At 75.9% G+C, this 15,353-nt stretch carries 15 protein-coding genes; 10 read left to right on the top strand and 5 right to left on the bottom strand.

Annotation, left to right across the window (positions count from 1 at the left end; all coding sequences use genetic code 11):
* Nucleotides 1-32 precede the first annotated feature (32 nt).
* Nucleotides 33-1,652, bottom strand: a complete 1,620-nt coding sequence (locus ACFVVU_RS05200; RefSeq protein WP_387788444.1) for an alpha/beta hydrolase — start codon at nucleotides 1,650-1,652, stop codon at nucleotides 33-35.
* Between the two features lie 272 nt (nucleotides 1,653-1,924).
* On the opposite strand from ACFVVU_RS05200, the gene ACFVVU_RS05195 reads away from it, so the two are divergent.
* Nucleotides 1,925-3,019 (top strand): RCC1 domain-containing protein, encoded by a 1,095-nt coding sequence (locus ACFVVU_RS05195; RefSeq protein ID WP_387788443.1) that lies wholly within the window; start codon nucleotides 1,925-1,927, stop codon nucleotides 3,017-3,019.
* A gap of 66 nt (nucleotides 3,020-3,085) precedes the next feature.
* Here ACFVVU_RS05195 and ACFVVU_RS05190 read toward each other — a convergent pair whose 3' ends face one another.
* Complete coding sequence (locus ACFVVU_RS05190) at nucleotides 3,086-4,102, bottom strand: hypothetical protein (RefSeq protein WP_387788442.1); 1,017 nt, start codon at nucleotides 4,100-4,102, stop codon at nucleotides 3,086-3,088.
* An 88-nt stretch (nucleotides 4,103-4,190) separates the two neighbouring features.
* Nucleotides 4,191-4,925 carry an SAM-dependent methyltransferase gene (locus ACFVVU_RS05185; RefSeq protein WP_387788441.1) on the bottom strand — a complete coding sequence of 245 codons (735 nt, stop codon included), beginning with the start codon at nucleotides 4,923-4,925 and terminating at the stop codon, nucleotides 4,191-4,193.
* A 277-nt stretch (nucleotides 4,926-5,202) separates the two neighbouring features.
* Here ACFVVU_RS05185 and ACFVVU_RS05180 point away from each other — a divergent pair, with 277 nt between their 5' ends.
* Complete coding sequence (locus ACFVVU_RS05180; protein WP_387788440.1) at nucleotides 5,203-5,835, top strand: hypothetical protein; 633 nt, start codon at nucleotides 5,203-5,205, stop codon at nucleotides 5,833-5,835.
* On the opposite strand, the gene ACFVVU_RS05175 is transcribed toward ACFVVU_RS05180, so the two are convergent.
* Complete coding sequence (locus ACFVVU_RS05175) at nucleotides 5,819-6,904, bottom strand: DNA alkylation repair protein (RefSeq protein WP_387788439.1); 1,086 nt, start codon at nucleotides 6,902-6,904, stop codon at nucleotides 5,819-5,821. The genes ACFVVU_RS05180 and ACFVVU_RS05175 overlap by 17 nt on opposite strands.
* Before the next feature lie 150 nt (nucleotides 6,905-7,054).
* Between ACFVVU_RS05175 and ACFVVU_RS05170 the strand changes: the two genes are divergently transcribed.
* The 6 genes from ACFVVU_RS05170 to ACFVVU_RS05145 all read left to right on the top strand — a co-directional run bounded on the left by ACFVVU_RS05170 (nucleotide 7,055) and on the right by ACFVVU_RS05145 (nucleotide 12,426).
* Complete coding sequence (locus tag ACFVVU_RS05170; RefSeq protein WP_380682420.1) at nucleotides 7,055-7,663, top strand: HAD-IA family hydrolase; 609 nt, start codon at nucleotides 7,055-7,057, stop codon at nucleotides 7,661-7,663.
* Nucleotides 7,664-7,846: 183 nt separating this feature from the next.
* A complete protein-coding gene (locus tag ACFVVU_RS05165) occupies nucleotides 7,847-8,845 on the top strand; it encodes a DUF4129 domain-containing protein (RefSeq protein WP_387788438.1) in 999 nt (332 codons plus the stop codon).
* Nucleotides 8,842-9,381 carry a hypothetical protein gene (locus tag ACFVVU_RS05160; RefSeq protein ID WP_380682423.1) on the top strand — a complete coding sequence of 180 codons (540 nt, stop codon included), beginning with the start codon at nucleotides 8,842-8,844 and terminating at the stop codon, nucleotides 9,379-9,381. The genes ACFVVU_RS05165 and ACFVVU_RS05160 overlap by 4 nt, the downstream gene beginning before the upstream one ends.
* A 113-nt stretch (nucleotides 9,382-9,494) precedes the next feature.
* The gene (locus ACFVVU_RS05155) at nucleotides 9,495-10,538 is read left to right on the top strand and encodes an AAA family ATPase (RefSeq protein WP_387788437.1); all 1,044 of its coding nucleotides are present in this window, start codon (nucleotides 9,495-9,497) and stop codon (nucleotides 10,536-10,538) included.
* A 59-nt stretch (nucleotides 10,539-10,597) separates the two neighbouring features.
* The gene (locus ACFVVU_RS05150; RefSeq protein WP_380682425.1) at nucleotides 10,598-11,914 is read left to right on the top strand and encodes a DUF58 domain-containing protein; all 1,317 of its coding nucleotides are present in this window, start codon (nucleotides 10,598-10,600) and stop codon (nucleotides 11,912-11,914) included.
* Entirely contained in the window at nucleotides 11,911-12,426 is a 516-nt protein-coding gene (locus ACFVVU_RS05145; protein ID WP_380682426.1) for a hypothetical protein, read from the top strand. Before ACFVVU_RS05150 ends, ACFVVU_RS05145 begins: the two co-directional genes overlap by 4 nt.
* 333 nt (nucleotides 12,427-12,759) lie before the next feature.
* Here the strand turns inward: ACFVVU_RS05145 and ACFVVU_RS05140 are convergent, their stop codons facing one another.
* Complete coding sequence (locus tag ACFVVU_RS05140; RefSeq protein WP_380689807.1) at nucleotides 12,760-13,575, bottom strand: hypothetical protein; 816 nt, start codon at nucleotides 13,573-13,575, stop codon at nucleotides 12,760-12,762.
* Between the two features lie 255 nt (nucleotides 13,576-13,830).
* Here ACFVVU_RS05140 and ACFVVU_RS05135 point away from each other — a divergent pair, with 255 nt between their 5' ends.
* Both ACFVVU_RS05135 and ACFVVU_RS05130 read left to right on the top strand, forming a co-directional pair.
* A complete protein-coding gene (locus ACFVVU_RS05135; protein ID WP_380689809.1) occupies nucleotides 13,831-14,343 on the top strand; it encodes a SigE family RNA polymerase sigma factor in 513 nt (170 codons plus the stop codon).
* Complete coding sequence (locus ACFVVU_RS05130; RefSeq protein WP_387788436.1) at nucleotides 14,336-15,214, top strand: hypothetical protein; 879 nt, start codon at nucleotides 14,336-14,338, stop codon at nucleotides 15,212-15,214. Before ACFVVU_RS05135 ends, ACFVVU_RS05130 begins: the two co-directional genes overlap by 8 nt.
* The last annotated feature ends 139 nt before the right edge of the window (nucleotides 15,215-15,353 follow it).

Genomic DNA, 15,353 nt, shown 5'->3' with positions numbered 1-15,353 from the left:
CCCGACCGGGGTGGGAGGTTGGTGACGGCTTGTTACCCGCACGTGGTGCCGTCGGGCGGTACCACGCCGTCCAGCAGGTACTGGTCGACGGCCTGCTTGAGGCAGGGGTTGCCGGTGTCGTAGCCGCCGTGGCCCTGCCCGCGCAGGGTGACGGTCACCCCGACGCCCGGGCCGAGCCGCTGCGCCATCGCACGGGCCCCCTCGTAGGGGGTGGCCGGGTCGCCGGTGTTGCCGATGACCACGATCGGCGCCGCGCCGGGGGCGTCGACCTCGGGGTGGTCGGTGCGTCCGGGCACCGGCCAGTGCGAGCAGGCGGTCAGGCCCCAGGCGGCGAAGTCGCCGAAGACCGGGGAGGCCTGACGGAACGCCGGGAGCTGTTCGCGCACCTCGGCCTCGGTGTAGCGCTGCCGGTCGTCGACGCAGCTGACGGCGCGGTTGGCGGCGAGCAGGTTGCTGTAGTGGCCCTGGGCGTCGCGGCCCGTGTAGGCGTCGGCGAGGGCGAGCAGGGTGGTGCCGGAGCCGCCCTGCATCGCCTCCTGGAGGCCGACGGCGAGGGCGTTCCAGCTCGCCTCGCTGTAGAGCGCGGCCGCGATGCCGGTGACGGCGAGGTCCTGGGTGAGTCTGCGGCCGCCGTCGGCCGGCAGCGGGGCGGCGTCCAGGCCCTGCAGGAGGGTGGTGATCCGCCGGGTGCCCTCGGCGCCGCCCGGGCCGGTCGGGCAGGCCTCGCCCGCCTGGTCGGCACAGGCCGCCATGAAGTTCTCCAGGGCGAGCTGGAAGCCCTTGGCCTGGCCGAGCGAGCCCTGCAGCGGGTCCTGGTCCGGGTCGACGACGGCGTCCATCACCAGGCGGCCGACGTTGTGCGGGTACAGATGGGCGTAGACGCCGCCGAGTTCGGTGCCGTAGGAGAAGCCGAAGTAGTGCAGCCGGTCGTCCCCGAGCACCTGGCGCAGCAGGTCGAGGTCGCGGGCGGCCGAGACGGTGTCGACGTAGGGCAGGACGGCGCCGGAGTTCTGTTGGCAGGCGGCGGCGTACGCGGTGTTGGCCTCGTCGAGCGCCCGCGCCTCGGCGGTGTCGTCCGGTGAGCCGTCGACGGCGGCCGAGGCGTCCGTGGCGGCGTCGTCCAGGCAGTGCACGCCGGCGCTGTCGCCGATCCCGCGGGGGTCGAAACCGACCAGGTCGTAGCGGGTGTTGAGGTCGGCGTAGTCCTTGGCGAGGGCGGGCAGGGTGGCGACGCCGGAGGCGCCGGGGCCGCCGAAGTTGAAGATCAGCGAGCCGATCCTCGGCCCGCCGGTCGACCGCGCCCGGATCAGCGCGAGGTCGAGGGTGCGCCCGTCCGGCCGGGCGTGGTCCAGCGGGGCCTTCAGGGTGGCGCACTCCCACGGCGCGCCCGGGGCCCGGCCGCCGCCCTGGGCGGCCGACGGGGCCGGGCAGGTGTGCCAGGCGAGCTGCTGGCCGGTGAGCGCGGCGGGCAGCTCCGGGGTGGCCGCGGTGGCGGTGGGGGAGGCGGTGGCGGGGGAGGCGGCGGTGCTCGCGGGGGTCGACGGCTCGACCTTGGCGGAGCTCGCCGGGGCACCGCTGTGGCACGCGGTGAGGCCGCCGGCCAGCGCCACGGCCAGGCCCAGGGCTCCGGCGCCGCGTACGACAGGGTGCATGGGGGTTCCGATCCGAGGCCGCCGGGGGAGCTTCCGTGCCGGAAGCCTAGGTCGGGGGCGGGTCGCCCGCCCGCCGGACTGGTCCGTTCCGGCGGCGCCCGCCCGTGCTGCCGCACCGCCGTGTCACCCCTGCGTGTGTCGGAAGCCCCGTCGGCCCGTCACGGGCCCACGAACACCGTGGGTGTCTGATTGGCTACGCATGGCGCGCGGCGCTCGCGTCGACCCCGGGGGGTACGGCGCGGCGGCCGTTCATCGACACGACGGGAGAAGAAGTGGCGGACAAGCGGCTCAAGGCCTGGGGCAACAACCGTGCCGGCCAGCTCGGGGACGGCTCCTGGGCCGCCCTGCACACCAAGGCCACCACCGTGCTCGGGCTGGCCGGCTCCGACGTGGTCAGGACCGCCGCGGGCGGGGCGGGCGCGGCCACGGGGCACGGGCTGGCGCTGTTGACCGACGGCAGTGTGCGGTCCTGGGGCGCCAACGGCTCGGGGCAGCTCGGTGACGGCTCGGTCTCCGGCCGGGGCGCGCCCGACTGGGTCGTCAACCTGGGCGACGCCACCGACATCGCCGCGGGCGGCGCCCACAGCCTCGCGCTGTGCGAGGACGGCACGGTGCTCGCCTGGGGCCAGAACGCCCACGGTCAGCTCGGCAGCGGGGGCGACGCCGACAGCAGTGTTCCGGTCCGGGTCAGACGCCTCGACGAGGTGATCGCCATCGCCGCCGGACTCCACCACAGTCTGGCGCTGCGCGCGGACGGCACCGTGTGGGCCTGGGGCCACAACGTCAACGGCCAGCTCGGTGACGGGACTTCGGCCGCCCGCAACGTCCCGGTCCAGGTGGCCGGCCTCGGCGCGGTCACCCGGATCGCGGCCGGCGCCAACCACAGCCTCGCCGTGAGCGGCGGGAACGCGGTGAAGGCCTGGGGCTTCAACGCCTCCGGCCAGCTCGGCGACAACACCACGATCAACCGCTACACCCCGGTCCACACCCGGGGCGGCTGGTCCGGCGGGGTCAGCTGGATCGCGGCCGGCTCCCACCACAGCCTGGCCGTCACCGGCGGCGACCACCGGCTCAGGGCCTGGGGGCAGAACACCTCGGGCCAGCTCGGCGACGGCAGCACGACCTTCCGGGTCACGCCGGTGGCGGTCCCGGGCCTGACCGGGGTGCGGCAGGTGGCGGGCGGCCGTGAGCACACCGTCGTCCTGCTGGCCGACGGTGAGGTCCACTCCTGCGGGGCCAACGCCTCCGGCCAGCTCGGCGACGGCGGCACCACGGACAGCAGCTCCCCGGTGCGGACCTTCACCGACCTGGTCCGCGCCGACACGATCGCCGCAGCGGTCGGCGGCGACTTCAGCCTCGCCGACTGACCGGGCCCGCCCCGTCGGCGGTCGGCGCGCCGCTGGTCGGTTCGTCGGTGGTCGGTTCGTCGGTGGTCAGCCCGCCGACGGGGTCTCGGGCCGCAGCGCGCGGACGGCGAACAGCGTGCTGAGGTGCGGCGAGCCGAAGTACAGCGGCAGGTGCCCGGTGCGGAAGTAGCCGGCGGCCGGCCAGGAACCGTCCGGGAGCTGTGCCCCGGCCAGCCGCCGGCGCAGGCCGGGCAGGTCGGCGGTGGCGCCCGTGTACTCGCCGGCGAGCACGAGCAGTGCCAGTTCGAGCGGGGTGTCGGCGAACTGGGTGGTGACGTGCTCGACCGCGCGCCGTGCCGGTTCGGCCAGTTCGGGCACGGTGGTGGCCGCCCGGGCGGCGGCGTGCAGGAAGGCCTCGGGGGAGGCGTAGTACCGGGTGCCGGTGCGCGGGCCGCTCAGGTGCTGGCGGACGTACCGCAGCGTCGCCTCGGCCGCCGGGTGCGGCAACCGGCCCGCCGCGCCAGGGAGGTGGAGCGCGAAGAGGATGTCGGCGGCGATGACCGCGTCGTAGCGGCGGCCTCGGGAGGAGGTCCGGTCGGTGTCCTCCCAGTAGGCCGGTATCGGGCCGTCGTCCGGGCCGATCTGGGTGTCCAGCAACTGGCCGGCGTAGTCGGCCGGTTCGTCCGGTGCGAGCAGCCCGTGCCGGGCGAGTCCGGACAGCGCGACCGCGGTGCTGCCGGTGTCGGCGGGGAAGGGCACACCGGGCGGGAACAGGCCGAACCGGTTGCGCTGAGGATCGCGGTGGCTCCGGACCTGCTCCGCCAGCGCGGCCACCAACTCGCGCTCCTCGGGCCGTTCGGCGTCGGGCCGCAGCAGGGCGAGGCCCCACATCGCGGACAGGCCCTCGTGGTCGGGGTCGAACCCGAGGTCCACCCCGTGCGAGACCAGCAGGCGCCGGCGGGCGTCGGCGCCGGTGAGCGGTGCCCGCAGCTCCGGGTCGAGGCCGGGCCGGGCGGACGGCAGCCCGCCGGGGCCCAACGCCCCGTGCAGGAAGCCCAGTCCGCGCCCGACGGCGGCGTCCCACACTGTTTCGTCGGCGGACATGTGTCCCGTCCCCTCGTGTCGCCCTGCTCCACTGGCCGGTACGGCCGGCCACCCCCGCCTCTCCTCCTACCCCGCGCCGGCGCGCGTCTCACCCGGCGGGCGGCCTGCGGAACAGCGCGGTGAGCAGCACGGGCAGGCCGAACAGCGGCGAGCCGGGTTCCTGCGGCAGCATCGGGCGGAGCTCCAGCTCGGTGAAGTCGCCGAAGATCCAGCGCAGTTCGTCCGGGGTGAAGGCGAGGCCGCCGTCCAGCCTCCCGGTGCGGTAGAGCTCGGTGTCGGGCAGTTCCGAGCCCATCGCGCCGGCCGCGAAGCAGGTGAGCCCGAGGTGCCCGCCGGGTGCCAGCACGCGCTCCAGCAGCGCGAGGTAGCTGATCCGGCGGTGCGGGGGCAGGTGGTGGAGGCAGCCGGAGTCGTACACCAGGTCGTAGGCGGGGAGGGGGAGTTCGACGGTGAAGATGTCGCCGTGGTGGAACCGCGGTGCGACGCCCGCCGCCTGTGCGCGCTCGTGCGCCCAGGCGAGGGCGGTGGCGGAGAGGTCGACGGCGTCCACCTCGAAGCCGCGGGCGGCGAGGTGGACGGCGTTGCGGCCGGCCCCGCAGCCGAGGTCCAGCACCCGCGCGCCGGGGGCGAGCAGGCCGCGGTCGAGGTGGGCGACGAGGTTCTCGTCCGGCGCGGCGGCGAAGAACGGCCGCCCGGAGGCGCGGTCGGCGTAGAGGTCGTCCCACCAGGCGGCGGCCCGGTCGGTCCAGCGGTCCGCCTCGGGCGCGAAGAGCCCGTCGAGCAGCGCGAGGACGTCGTCGGTGGAGCGGATGGAGCGGTTCAAGGGCGGCCCTTCCGGTGGGGTTTCGGTGCGGTCGAGCCCAGGAGTTCGCGGGCGTTCGAGCACCCCCGAGTCGGGTCCGTGGAAAGGGTCGTGCGGCCGGTGGCAGGCGCGCCCGGCGGCGGTCCGGCAGGGTCCCCTCGCGGGTGGGGCGGGCGGCAGGTGGTGCTGTCGCGGGAGGCCGGGAAGGGCCCGTCCAGCTGCGCGGGCGGGGGTCGGGGCGGGCCGTCCGAGGTCAAGGTTCGGTCTCGGTCCACGGCCGCCGGGTAGGGTCGGCGGCATGACGGACGAGGTGCTGCGGGTGGTGCTGATCGGGGGGACGTCGAACACCGGGAAGTCGACGGTCGCCCGGCTGGTGGCGGAGCGGCTCGGCTTCGAGTACCGGTCGACCGACACACTGGCGCGGCACCCGGGCCGCCCCTGGCCGGTGCCGGGGTGGGAGGTGCCGCCGCACGTCGCGGAGCACTACCGCACGCTCACGGTGGACGAGTTGATCGCCTCGGCGCTCGCCCACTACGCGCGGCTGAGACCGGTGATCGGGGAGCTGGTCGCGGAGCGGGTGACGGACGGCGACGGCCCCGGTCTCGTCCTGGGGGGCTCGGCGCTGTGGCCCGACGGCGTGGCACGGCTGGTCGGCCCGGGCACCGCGGCGCTCTGGCTCACCGCGGACGAGGCCGTGATCCGTGAGCGGATCCGGCTCGCCGGACGGTACGCGGAAGCGACGGAGGACGGGCGCTACCTGATGGACAGGTTCCTGGCCCGCAGCGTCCGGTACCAGGAGCTGATGCTGGCGGAGCTGGACCGGCTCGGGCTGGACCGGCTGGACGCCGGAAGCGGCCGCGCGGCCGACGAGCTGGCGGACGCCGTGCTCGCGGCGCTCGCGCGGCGGCGGCCCGTCACAGGCTCAGGGTGAACGAACCCTCCCCGTGGCGGCGGCCGTTGACCTGGAGCTCCAGCAGGTGCACGCCCGCGTGGTAGCGCCGGGTGCTGATCGGCTTCACGGCGTGCCGGCGCACGGCCCGCCAGGTCTCGCCGGGCGCGAGCGAGCGGGTGGTGAGCTTGAAGACCTTGGGCGTGCGGCTGCCGTTGGCCTTCACGTGGTGCACGACGTAGTCGATGACCACGCTGGCGCTCTCGTCGTGGGTGTTGGTCACCGCGTACTCGAACACCAGCTCCTCGCCGAGCGTGATCTCGGCGGTGCGCACGAGCGGGCCCTCGACGTCGACCGGGACGTCGGGCCGGTGGCCGAGCAGCGCGAGCGCCTCGGGGCGGCCGGCCTTGATCAGGGTGCGCAGGCCGTGCCGGATCAGCGGGAGGGTGGTCGGCGCCGGGTCGGCGAGCCAGCGGGCGGCGGTCTCGACAGCGGTGTCGGGGTGGTCGCGGCTGATGTCGTTGAGGTGGTTGGCGACCGAGCGGCGGACGTACTCCGAGGGGTCCCGGTACAGCGCGTCGAGCACGGGCAGGGCGGGCGCCGGATCGGCGATCAGCGCCGGGAGCCGGGCGGCCCAGGGCAGCCGGGGCCGGGTGCCCTCGCTGGCGAGGCGGCGCACATGCGGGTCCGGGTCGGCCGTCCACCGCCGCACGACGGCGAGCGCGCGACCCTGGTCGGCGCGCAGGAACGGGCGGACGGCCATCTCGGAGGTCAGCCGCGGGGTGAGCGCGGCGAGCAGTGCGAGCGCCGGTTCGAAGGCGTCCAGACCGCGGACGGCGACGGCCTCGCCGACGGGGAAGGTCATCGGGCCGGTGAACTCCTCGTCGCGCAGCGCCTCGCGCAGCACCCGCTCGAAGGCGGGGTAGTCGGACGGGAGGTCGGCGAGCACGGCGTCGCGGACCGCGGCGACGCGTTCGCTGAAGCCGAGCCCGTCCAGCGCCGCTCCGCACCCGTCGAGGGCGTCGGTGGTGACACCGTGGCCGGTCCGGGCCAGGCAGCGGGCGAGTCCGGCGACGGTGTCCGGGTTGAGCATCTCGTCGGCTGAGGGCACGGTGGTCTCCTTGGTGCTCGGTGGTGCGGCGGCCGCGGACGTCACCCGCCCGTCGCGGCCCGTGTAGCGTGGCACACCCCACTGACAACGGGTGCCCTGCGACCTGTGACGCGGTGGCTGCCGGGCGGACGGTCGGAAGGGGCGGGGACGTTGCCGTACGAAGGTCTGATCGTCGACTTCGCGGGAGTGCTGACCACCCCGCTCGGCGAGTCCGTGCGCGGCTGGTGCGCGCGCAACGGCCTCGCGCCGGACACCTGGCGGCGCGCCCTGGTGGACGACCCCGCCGGGCGGGCGCTGTACGGGGAGCTGGAGCTGGGCCGCATCACCCAGCACGAGTGGAACCGCCGCACGGCCGCCCTGATCGGGGTCGAGCCCGAGGACCTCATGGGCCGGGCGCACGCCGGGGTGCGGTCCGTGCCCGCGATGGTGGAGCTGGTGCGGGCGGCCCGCGCGGCGGGCCTGGCCGTCGCCCTGCTCTCCAACTCCTACGGTCTCGACCCCTACAACCCGTACACCGCCACCGGCGTCTGGGACCTCTTCGACGTCCGGGTGATCAGCGGCGAGGTCGGGCTGGCCAAGCCGGACCCGGACATCTACCGGCTCACCCTGGAACGGCTCGGCCTGCCGGGCGAGGCGTGCGTCTTCGTCGACGACCACGCCCCGAACCTCGCCCCGGCCGAGGCACTGGGCATCACCGCCGTCCACGCGGACGGCCCCGGGACGCCGGGCGCGGTGGCCCGCCTGCTGGGGCTGCCGTAGCGGCGGGGTCCGTAGCGCTGTGGTCCGCGGTCCGCGGTCCGGGCTCCGCGGTCCGGGCTCCGCGGTCCGGGCTCCGGGCGGAGGGTGACAGTGCGACCGTGGGTGTGCGACGCTTCCACGCACGCGCCGCCCGGCCGTACGGTCGAACGCGGGCGCGGTGACTCGGGGAGTCGGGGGGTCGGATTGGCCGAGGACGTGCCGCCGGACGGGAGCCGTCGCCGGGCCGGCGGGGGAGCGGTCGGCGGTCGGACGGTACCGCTGCTGCTGGTCGTTGGCGGGTTGCTGCTCGCCGCCGCGGCGCTGCGGCCGGCCGACGGCCTGCTGGGCCCGCCCGGGGACGCGGTGGTCCGTACGACCGGCCCCGTGGTGCTGATCGCCCTCGGCTGGGCGGTGCTCGTCGGATGGTTCACGGCGCGTTTCCGGGCGGAGGTCCGCCCGCTCGTCGGGCCGACGCCCTGGACCGAACGCCTGCGCGAGGCGGCCGGGTTGCTGCTGGGCGCCGCCGCCGCGCTGGTCCCGCTGCTGCTGCTCGCCCTCCACAACCGCCTGCGGAAGCCGTCGGGCCCGCAGGAGCCGATGGTGCTCCCGACGCGGCCGGCCCCGACGGAGCCCCCGGAGGACACCCCGCCGGTCGAGGGCGGCAGCAACCTGCTCACCCTGCTGCTGTACGCGCTCGGCGCGCTCCTCGTGGTCGCCCTGGTCGTGGCGCTGACCCGGGTGGTGCTGGTCCGGTACCGCGCCCGGCAGCGGGCGCGCCCGCTGCCCGCCGTCGGCCGGGCCGCCCCCGGGGAGGACGCCCTCGCGGCCGCCGTCGCGACCGGCCGGCGCTCCCTGCACGGCGCCGACGCGCGGGCCGCCGTGATCGCCTGCTACGCCGCGATGGAGGGCTCGCTGGCCGAGTCCGGCGTGGAACGGCGGATCGGCGACAACCCGGCGGAGCTGCTGGAGCGGGCCGTCGCGGACGACCGGGTCGACCGGGCCCCCGCGTACGCGCTCACCGAGCTGTTCCGGGAGGCCAGGTACTCCTCCCACGCGATGGACGACGGCCATGTGCGCCGGGCCCGCGCCGCCCTGGACACCATCGCCGCCCGGCTGGCCGCGGACGGCGGCGATCGGCCCGCCGCCGACGGGGCCGGCCAGTCCGCGGCCGACCGCGCCGCCGCGCCCCGGAGCCGTCGATGAGCAGCGAACCCGCCCGCCGCCGCGCCGCCGCGTCCGAGGGCGGACGGCAGCCGACCCGAACCGGCTCCGTACGCCACAGCCTGACCGAACTGACCGTCGTCGCCGTCCTCGCCGAGGTGGTGCTCGGTCTGGTCGGCGGCCCGCCGGCGGTCGTCGCCGGAGCGGCCGTGCTCGTCGCCGTCGCCCTGCTCACCGGCCGGTACGTGGCCGGCGCCGGGTCCGAGGACGTGGGCCTGCGCCGGCGGCCGCGGCTGATGGACTCGCACGAGCCGGGCCTGTCCGACTGGCGCTGGACCGTGCGCCAGGGGCTGACGCCGGACCGCGACGCCCAGCTGCTGCGTGGCCGGCTCCAACGGCTGTTCGCCGCCCGGCTGTCGGAGGAGCACCACGTCTCGCTCACCGCCGACCGGCAGCGGGCGGCGGAGCTGATCGGCGCCCGCCTCTGGCCGTGGATCGACCCGGTCGGCGAGCCGCCGGCCCCGGCCTTCCCGCCGGACGTCCTGCGGGAGCTCGTCGACCGGTTGGAGTCCCTGTAGCCGCCCGGCCGAGCGTCCTTCCAGCCATGAGTCCCGACGCCGAGGCATCCGCAGCCGCCTGTCCCGTCCGTTCCGTCCGTCCCGCCCGTCCCGCCCGTCCCCTCAGGAGAGCCATGACCGCCGACCCCCAGGCCCCCGTCGACCCGAGCGACCACGGCGGGCCCGGAGAGCTGACGCCGCAGCAGGCCGGGGAGCGCGTCCGCGCGGTGCTGAAGGAGATCGAACGCGCCGTCGTCGGCAAGCCCGACGCGCTGCGCCTGGTGATGCTGGGCATCGTCGCCGGCGGCCATGTGCTGATCGAGGACCTGCCGGGGCTCGGCAAGACGCTGCTGGCCCGCTCGTTCGCGACCACCCTGGGCCTGGACTTCCGCCGGATCCAGTTCACGCCCGACCTGCTGCCCTCGGACGTCACCGGCGCGCCGTTCTACGACCAGCACAGCGGCGAGATGGTGTTCCGGCCCGGCCCGCTCTTCACCCAGCTGCTGCTGGCCGACGAGATCAACCGCACTCCGCCGAAGACCCAGGCCGCGCTGCTGGAGGCGATGGCCGAGGGCCAGGTCTCGGTCGACGGCGCCACCCGCCGCCTGCCGCAGCCCTTCGCGGTGATCGCCACCGCCAACCCGATCGAGTACGAGGGCACCTACTCCCTGCCCGAGGCCCAGCTGGACCGCTTCCTGCTGCGGGTGCGGATGGGGTACCTGTCCACCGGTCTGGAGGCCGCGATGCTGCGCGCCCGGCTGGACCGCTCCGCCCCCGAGGCGGTGCTCGACACCGTCAGCAGCCCCGCCGAACTGCTCGCCGTACGGGCCGCGGTCGAGCGCGTCGAGGTCGACGAGGACCTCGTCGACTACGTCGTCGCGCTGGTCGACGCCACCCGCAACGACCAGCAGATCCAGGTCGGCGCCTCGCCGCGCGGGGGTCTCGCGCTGGTGCAGCTGGCCCGGGCGCACGCGATGCTGGAGGGGCGCGACTACCTGATACCGGAGGACGTCAAGGAACTCGCCGTCCCCGCGCTGGCCCACCGCGTCACCCTCAAGCCGGAGTTGTGGGTGCGCCAGGTCGAGGCGGACGAGGTGCTGGCGCGGGTGGTCGCGGGCGTCCCGGCGCCGCAGACGGTACCGCGCGCCGCCGGGCCGGGCGTGGACGCCGCGCGGTGACCGTCTCGCCTCCCGCCGCAGGCCCGCCTCCTGCGGCCGCGTCTCCCACCCCCGACCCGGTGACCGCCCGCATCCTCGCCCGCAGCGCCCGGGCCACCGCCGACGGCCTGCCCAGCAGCCCGCCCTCGCCGCACTGGCGGGCCGCCGAACGGACCCTGCGGCTGCTCTCCGTCGCCACCGCCGCCGCCGTGGCCGCCCTGCTGACCGGTCACGGCTGGCTGCTCGCCCTGGCCGCCGCCCCCGCCGTGCTGCTCGCCCTGGCGGCCCCGGGCGGCGGCCGGCCCACCGAGCTGGCGGCCACCGTCACCGTGGAGCCGCGCCGTTGCTTCGAGGGCGAGCGCATCACCGCCCGCATCGAGATCCACCAGGACGGGCGGACCGGCCCGCTCGACCCCACCATCGCCCTGGGCCCCGGCGTCGTCCTGGAGGCGCTGACCGTGCGCCCCACCGGCGTGGACCTCGCCCTGCGCGCCGACAGCTGGGGCCGCTGGAGCCTGGGCACCGTCGACATCGACGTGCACGACGCCGGCGCCCTGACCCGCCGCACCGTACGGACCGAGCTCGGCACCGCGGACGTCTTCCCGGTGCCCGCGACCGCCCGCCTGACCCCGATCCCGGTCCGGCTGCCCGAGCGCCTCGGCGAACACACCACCCGCCACGACGGCGCCGGCGTCGAGGTGGTCGGCGTCCGCCCGTACGTCCACGGCGAGCGCCAGCGGCGCATCCACTGGCCCTCCACCACCCGCCGCGGCAGCATCCAGATCAACCAGTTCGCCGCCGAACGCGCCTCCGACGCCGTCGTCCTGCTCGACACGCTCGACGACGTGCACGACCCGGCCACCGGACTGTCCAGCCTGGACGAGAGCCTGCGCGCCGCCGTCGGACTGACCCGCGCCTACCTGCGCCGGCACGACCGGGTCGGCCTGATCGCGGTCGGCGGGCAACTGCGCTGGCTCACCGCCGGCACCGGCGACCGCCAGGTGTACCGGATGGTCGAGAGCGTGCTGGAGGTCCGCCAGGACCGGGCCCACCGCGGGCCCGCGCTGCCCCGGCTGCCGCTGACCGCTCTGCCGGGCCACACCCTCGTCTACGCGTTCACCCCGCTCGCCGACCAGCGGATCCTGGAGGTGCTCGGCCGCGTCGCCGACCACGGCAACCCGCTGGTGGTGGTGGAGATCCCGGTCGGCGAGCCCGTGGTCGAACAGGACGACGAGGTGGGTGCGTTGGCCCTGCGGCTCTGGCGCGCCGAGCGGGAGGCGATGCGCGCCGCCCTGCGCGGGCGCGGCGTCCCGGTCGCCCGCTACGTTCCCGGCGAGGCGCTGGACCTCGCCCTCGCGCCGCTGCTGCGCCGCCGGATCACAGGAGGATCCCGATGACGAACCGGCTGGAGAGGATCCTCCTGTGCGTCGTCGGCGACGCCCTGTTGCTGGCCTGCGCCGGGGTCGGCGCCGACGACGGCGCGGCCGCCCTGGTCGGGCCGGTCGGACTCGTCGCCCTGCTCGCCGTGGCGACCTGGGCCGCCCCGCCGCCGCCCGAGCCGGAGCGCCGCCCCACCACCTGGCCGGCCCGGCTGGCCACCCGGCGCACCACCGCGCTGGCGACCGGCTGCGTCCTGCTCGCCGCCCTCGGCGAGCCCGGCCTCTGGCGGGGCGCGGCTGTCGCCGTCCTGCTGACCGCCTACCTGCTGCTGCTCGACGCCTTCGGCCCCGACCGCCGCCGCCCCCGCCCCGCCCACACCGTCGCCGCCCTCGCGGCCTCCGCCCTCACCCTCCCGGCCGCCCTCACCGACACCGGCGCGGGCGAGTGGTCGCGGCCCCTCGCCCTCCTCGGCATCCTGACCGCCGCCACCGGCCTCGCCCTCGCCCTACGCCCCCGCCGGGAGAACTGACAATCCGGCTGCTCCCGGCACAGGAAGTCGGACCGGTCGACTTCCTGTGCCGGGCGCCCCCGGGCGCGGGCAGGAGCCGGAAGTCGAACTGGCCGACTTTCTGTGCCAGGTCCAGCACGGCACTGCCCGCATTCCCCAGGGCGCGGGCAGGAGCGGGAAGTCGGACCGGCCGACTTCCCGCACCGGAACGAACGTGGCGGCGGCGGGAGCCGCGGCCCCGGCAGCGGGCTGCGTCAGGCCGCGGCGCCGCGCCGAGGAGCGCAGCCGCGTCGTGGCCTTCCACCTGCTCTGCCGCCGGGACGGCCGCCCCGCACCGGGTGCCCTTGGTAACGCCTACCGGTGGGTGTTCTTGACGTTGGGCTGCGCCTTCTGGTTGTAGATCTCCTTGCCGTCGGCGTTGAAGGCGTGGACGTAGGGGGTCGCGGGGAAGCGCTTCTCGTTGGGGTCGGTGGAGACGGCCGCCGTGTGGACGAACGCGCCGCCCGCCATCACGGCCGGGTACTGGGTCGGGTCGTCGCCGTAGCTGACGGTGATCTTGGCGACGTCGGACGTGTAGTGCCCGGCGCCCAGCGAGAGGTACTGCCCGGGAGCGACCGGCTCGCTGAAGCTGTCGAAGAACGCGATCCGGTGACCGGTGCCCCAGAGGCGGTCGTTGATGAAGGTCGGCGGGGAGGACAGGCTGTTGCCGCTGCTGCCCTTCGTCTCGCACTGCACGTACTTTCCGGCGGAGTTGACGGCGACGACCACGCCGTCGGTGTCGGACGAGGCGACGGGGGTGCGGACCGCGATCACCGCGTTGTACTGCGACGCGTCGGAGCCCAGGCAGGTGCCCAGGATCCCGGCGACGGTCCCGGCGTCGATCGGGGTCGTCGTCGTGCTGGTGACGGTGAAAGCGGCCGGGGCGCCAGGCGCACCGGTGACGGCCGTGCCGCTGCCGGAGGCCGGGGCGGCGGGCGCGGTGGCCGGGGCGGCGGCGGGCGCGGCCTCCGGCGTGGCGGTCGGCGTGGTGGCCGGGGCGGCGGCGGGCTCGCTGTGGATCGTGGGGGCGGGGGTGGAGGTGCCGGTCGCGGCGGTGGCCATTCCCCCGGCGGCCGCGACGGCCGCGGCGGTCGCGGTGGCGGCGATGAGCATGATCGGGCGGATGCGCATGGATCCGTGTCCTTTCCTGCGGGCGTCCGGTTGACGCCGGCACCCCTGTAGGCCCCCCGATGCCCGGCGGGTCGCACCCCGCACGCGTGATCCATGTCATAGGCCGCGGGTGCGACCCCGGCACGGCGCTCGTGCGTACAGGGCGGGAGGCTTCACCCGCGACGCACGGCTTTCACCGCCGTGGGCGAGGAGTGCCTCCTCACGACCCGCTTGTGCCGCGAGCTGCCGGACAGTCCCAGAAGAGAGAGGCCCTTGATGACGCCACAGGAGTTCGACGCGTTCTACGCGGCGTCCTTCTCCCGCCTGACCGGGCAGCTCTACGCGATAACCGGTGACTGGTCCGAAGCGCAGGACGTGGTCCAGGAAGCCTTCATTCGTGCGTGGGACCGAAGGCGCACCCTCGACCCGGACGACGCCCCGGAGGCATGGATCCGGACCACGGCCCGGCGGCTGGCCCACTCCCGCTGGCGGCGGCTGGCCCGGGGCCTGCACTTGGCCGGCCGCCACCACCGCCAGGAACCACCCACCGTCGAGCCGCCCAGTGAGGAGCACCTGATGCTGGTCACCGCGCTCCGGTGCCTGCCCGAGGCACAGCGGGCCGCACTCGTCCTGCACCACATGTGCGACCTGTCCGTCGAGCAGGTCGCGGCCGAGACCGGCGCCGGCGTCAGCGCCGTCAAGAGCCGCCTCGCCCGAGGCCGGACCGCGCTCGCGGCCATACTCGCCGACCGGACCCCGACCAGCGAGGAAGGAAAGCTCCGTGTCTGACCCCACGCACGACACCCTCGGCGACCGGCTGCGGCAACTCGGCACGCAGATGTCCGCACCGACCCTGCCCGCTGCGGAGATCCGCCGCCGCGCCGACCGGCGCCGCCACCGCCGGCGCGCCCTGGGCACGGCAGTGGCCTGCACTGCGGCAGCGCTGTGCCTGGCCCTCCCGTCGGTGCTGAACTCACCGGGGCCGCTGCCATCACCGGGGACGCAGAACTCACCGGCACCGCAGCAATCACCGGAACCACAACAAGGAGCGGCCACCTCGGACGCCGCCTCCGCACCGGCTTCTCCCGCCCCTCCGGCCGCTTTCACCGTCACCAGCACGGCGACGGTGCCGATCGAGGCCGGGGCCGTCGCCGGGATCCTGGGCTCCTGCCTGGGCTCGGATGCGACGCGGTACCACGCGGTGATCGCGGTCCGCACTCCCGTCGCCTCGTCGGACACCGACGGCGTGGTCGTCGCCGTCGACTCCGCCGGAAAGTATGTGCAGTGCGAGTCGAAGGGCGACAAGGGCAGCAGCATGTCGGCCCCTCCGACGCTCATCAACGGCCGCCTGTGGGGCGCCGGTCACCGGATCGAGTTCTTCGACGGCTTCAGCGCGCCGGCCGGTGATGGGCAGCATCTCTCGCTGGGGGCCGGGCACTACACGCCCGAGGTCGCCAAGATCACCGTCAGCTACGGCGATGACCCGACGCAGTACCCGGTCGTCATGGCGGGCGGAGCGTTCGTCCACACGGCGGCCGTCTCCCCGGGCGCCAACGGGAACGCTTTCCCGCCGGTCTCCTACGTCCACGCCTTCGACGCGGACGGCAAGGAGATCTACAACCAGAAGACCCAGACTGCCGCCAAGAACACCCCCCGGTAGGCGCTACCACGGGGGTTCGGTGGAAGCCCACGCATGTGTGGTTGGTTCGGCGGGGGCCCCGCCGGTGCCCGGGCGCCGCCCGGGGGGGCCGCGGGGGGGGGGGGCGTGGCCCGGGGGGGTGGGGGGGGGGGAGGGCGGG

This window comes from Kitasatospora sp. NPDC057965, assembly GCF_042887135.1.
In the GTDB taxonomy this organism is placed as follows: Bacteria; Actinomycetota; Actinomycetes; order Streptomycetales; family Streptomycetaceae; genus Kitasatospora.
This window is presented reverse-complemented; position numbering and strand designations above follow the sequence as displayed.

Excerpts from the sequence above, each read along its gene's own strand:
- ACFVVU_RS05200 (WP_387788444.1), bottom strand. The coding sequence starts at position 1,652 with ATGCACCCTGTCGTACGCGGCGCCGGAGCCCTGGGCCTGGCCGTGGCG.
- ACFVVU_RS05190 (WP_387788442.1), bottom strand. The coding sequence starts at position 4,102 with ATGTCCGCCGACGAAACAGTGTGGGACGCCGCCGTCGGGCGCGGACTG.
- ACFVVU_RS05180 (WP_387788440.1), top strand. The coding sequence starts at position 5,203 with ATGACGGACGAGGTGCTGCGGGTGGTGCTGATCGGGGGGACGTCGAAC.
- ACFVVU_RS05160 (WP_380682423.1), top strand. The coding sequence starts at position 8,842 with ATGAGCAGCGAACCCGCCCGCCGCCGCGCCGCCGCGTCCGAGGGCGGA.
- ACFVVU_RS05155 (WP_387788437.1), top strand. The coding sequence starts at position 9,495 with ATGACCGCCGACCCCCAGGCCCCCGTCGACCCGAGCGACCACGGCGGG.
- ACFVVU_RS05145 (WP_380682426.1), top strand. The coding sequence starts at position 11,911 with ATGACGAACCGGCTGGAGAGGATCCTCCTGTGCGTCGTCGGCGACGCC.
- ACFVVU_RS05140 (WP_380689807.1), bottom strand. The coding sequence starts at position 13,575 with ATGCGCATCCGCCCGATCATGCTCATCGCCGCCACCGCGACCGCCGCG.
- ACFVVU_RS05135 (WP_380689809.1), top strand. The coding sequence starts at position 13,831 with ATGACGCCACAGGAGTTCGACGCGTTCTACGCGGCGTCCTTCTCCCGC.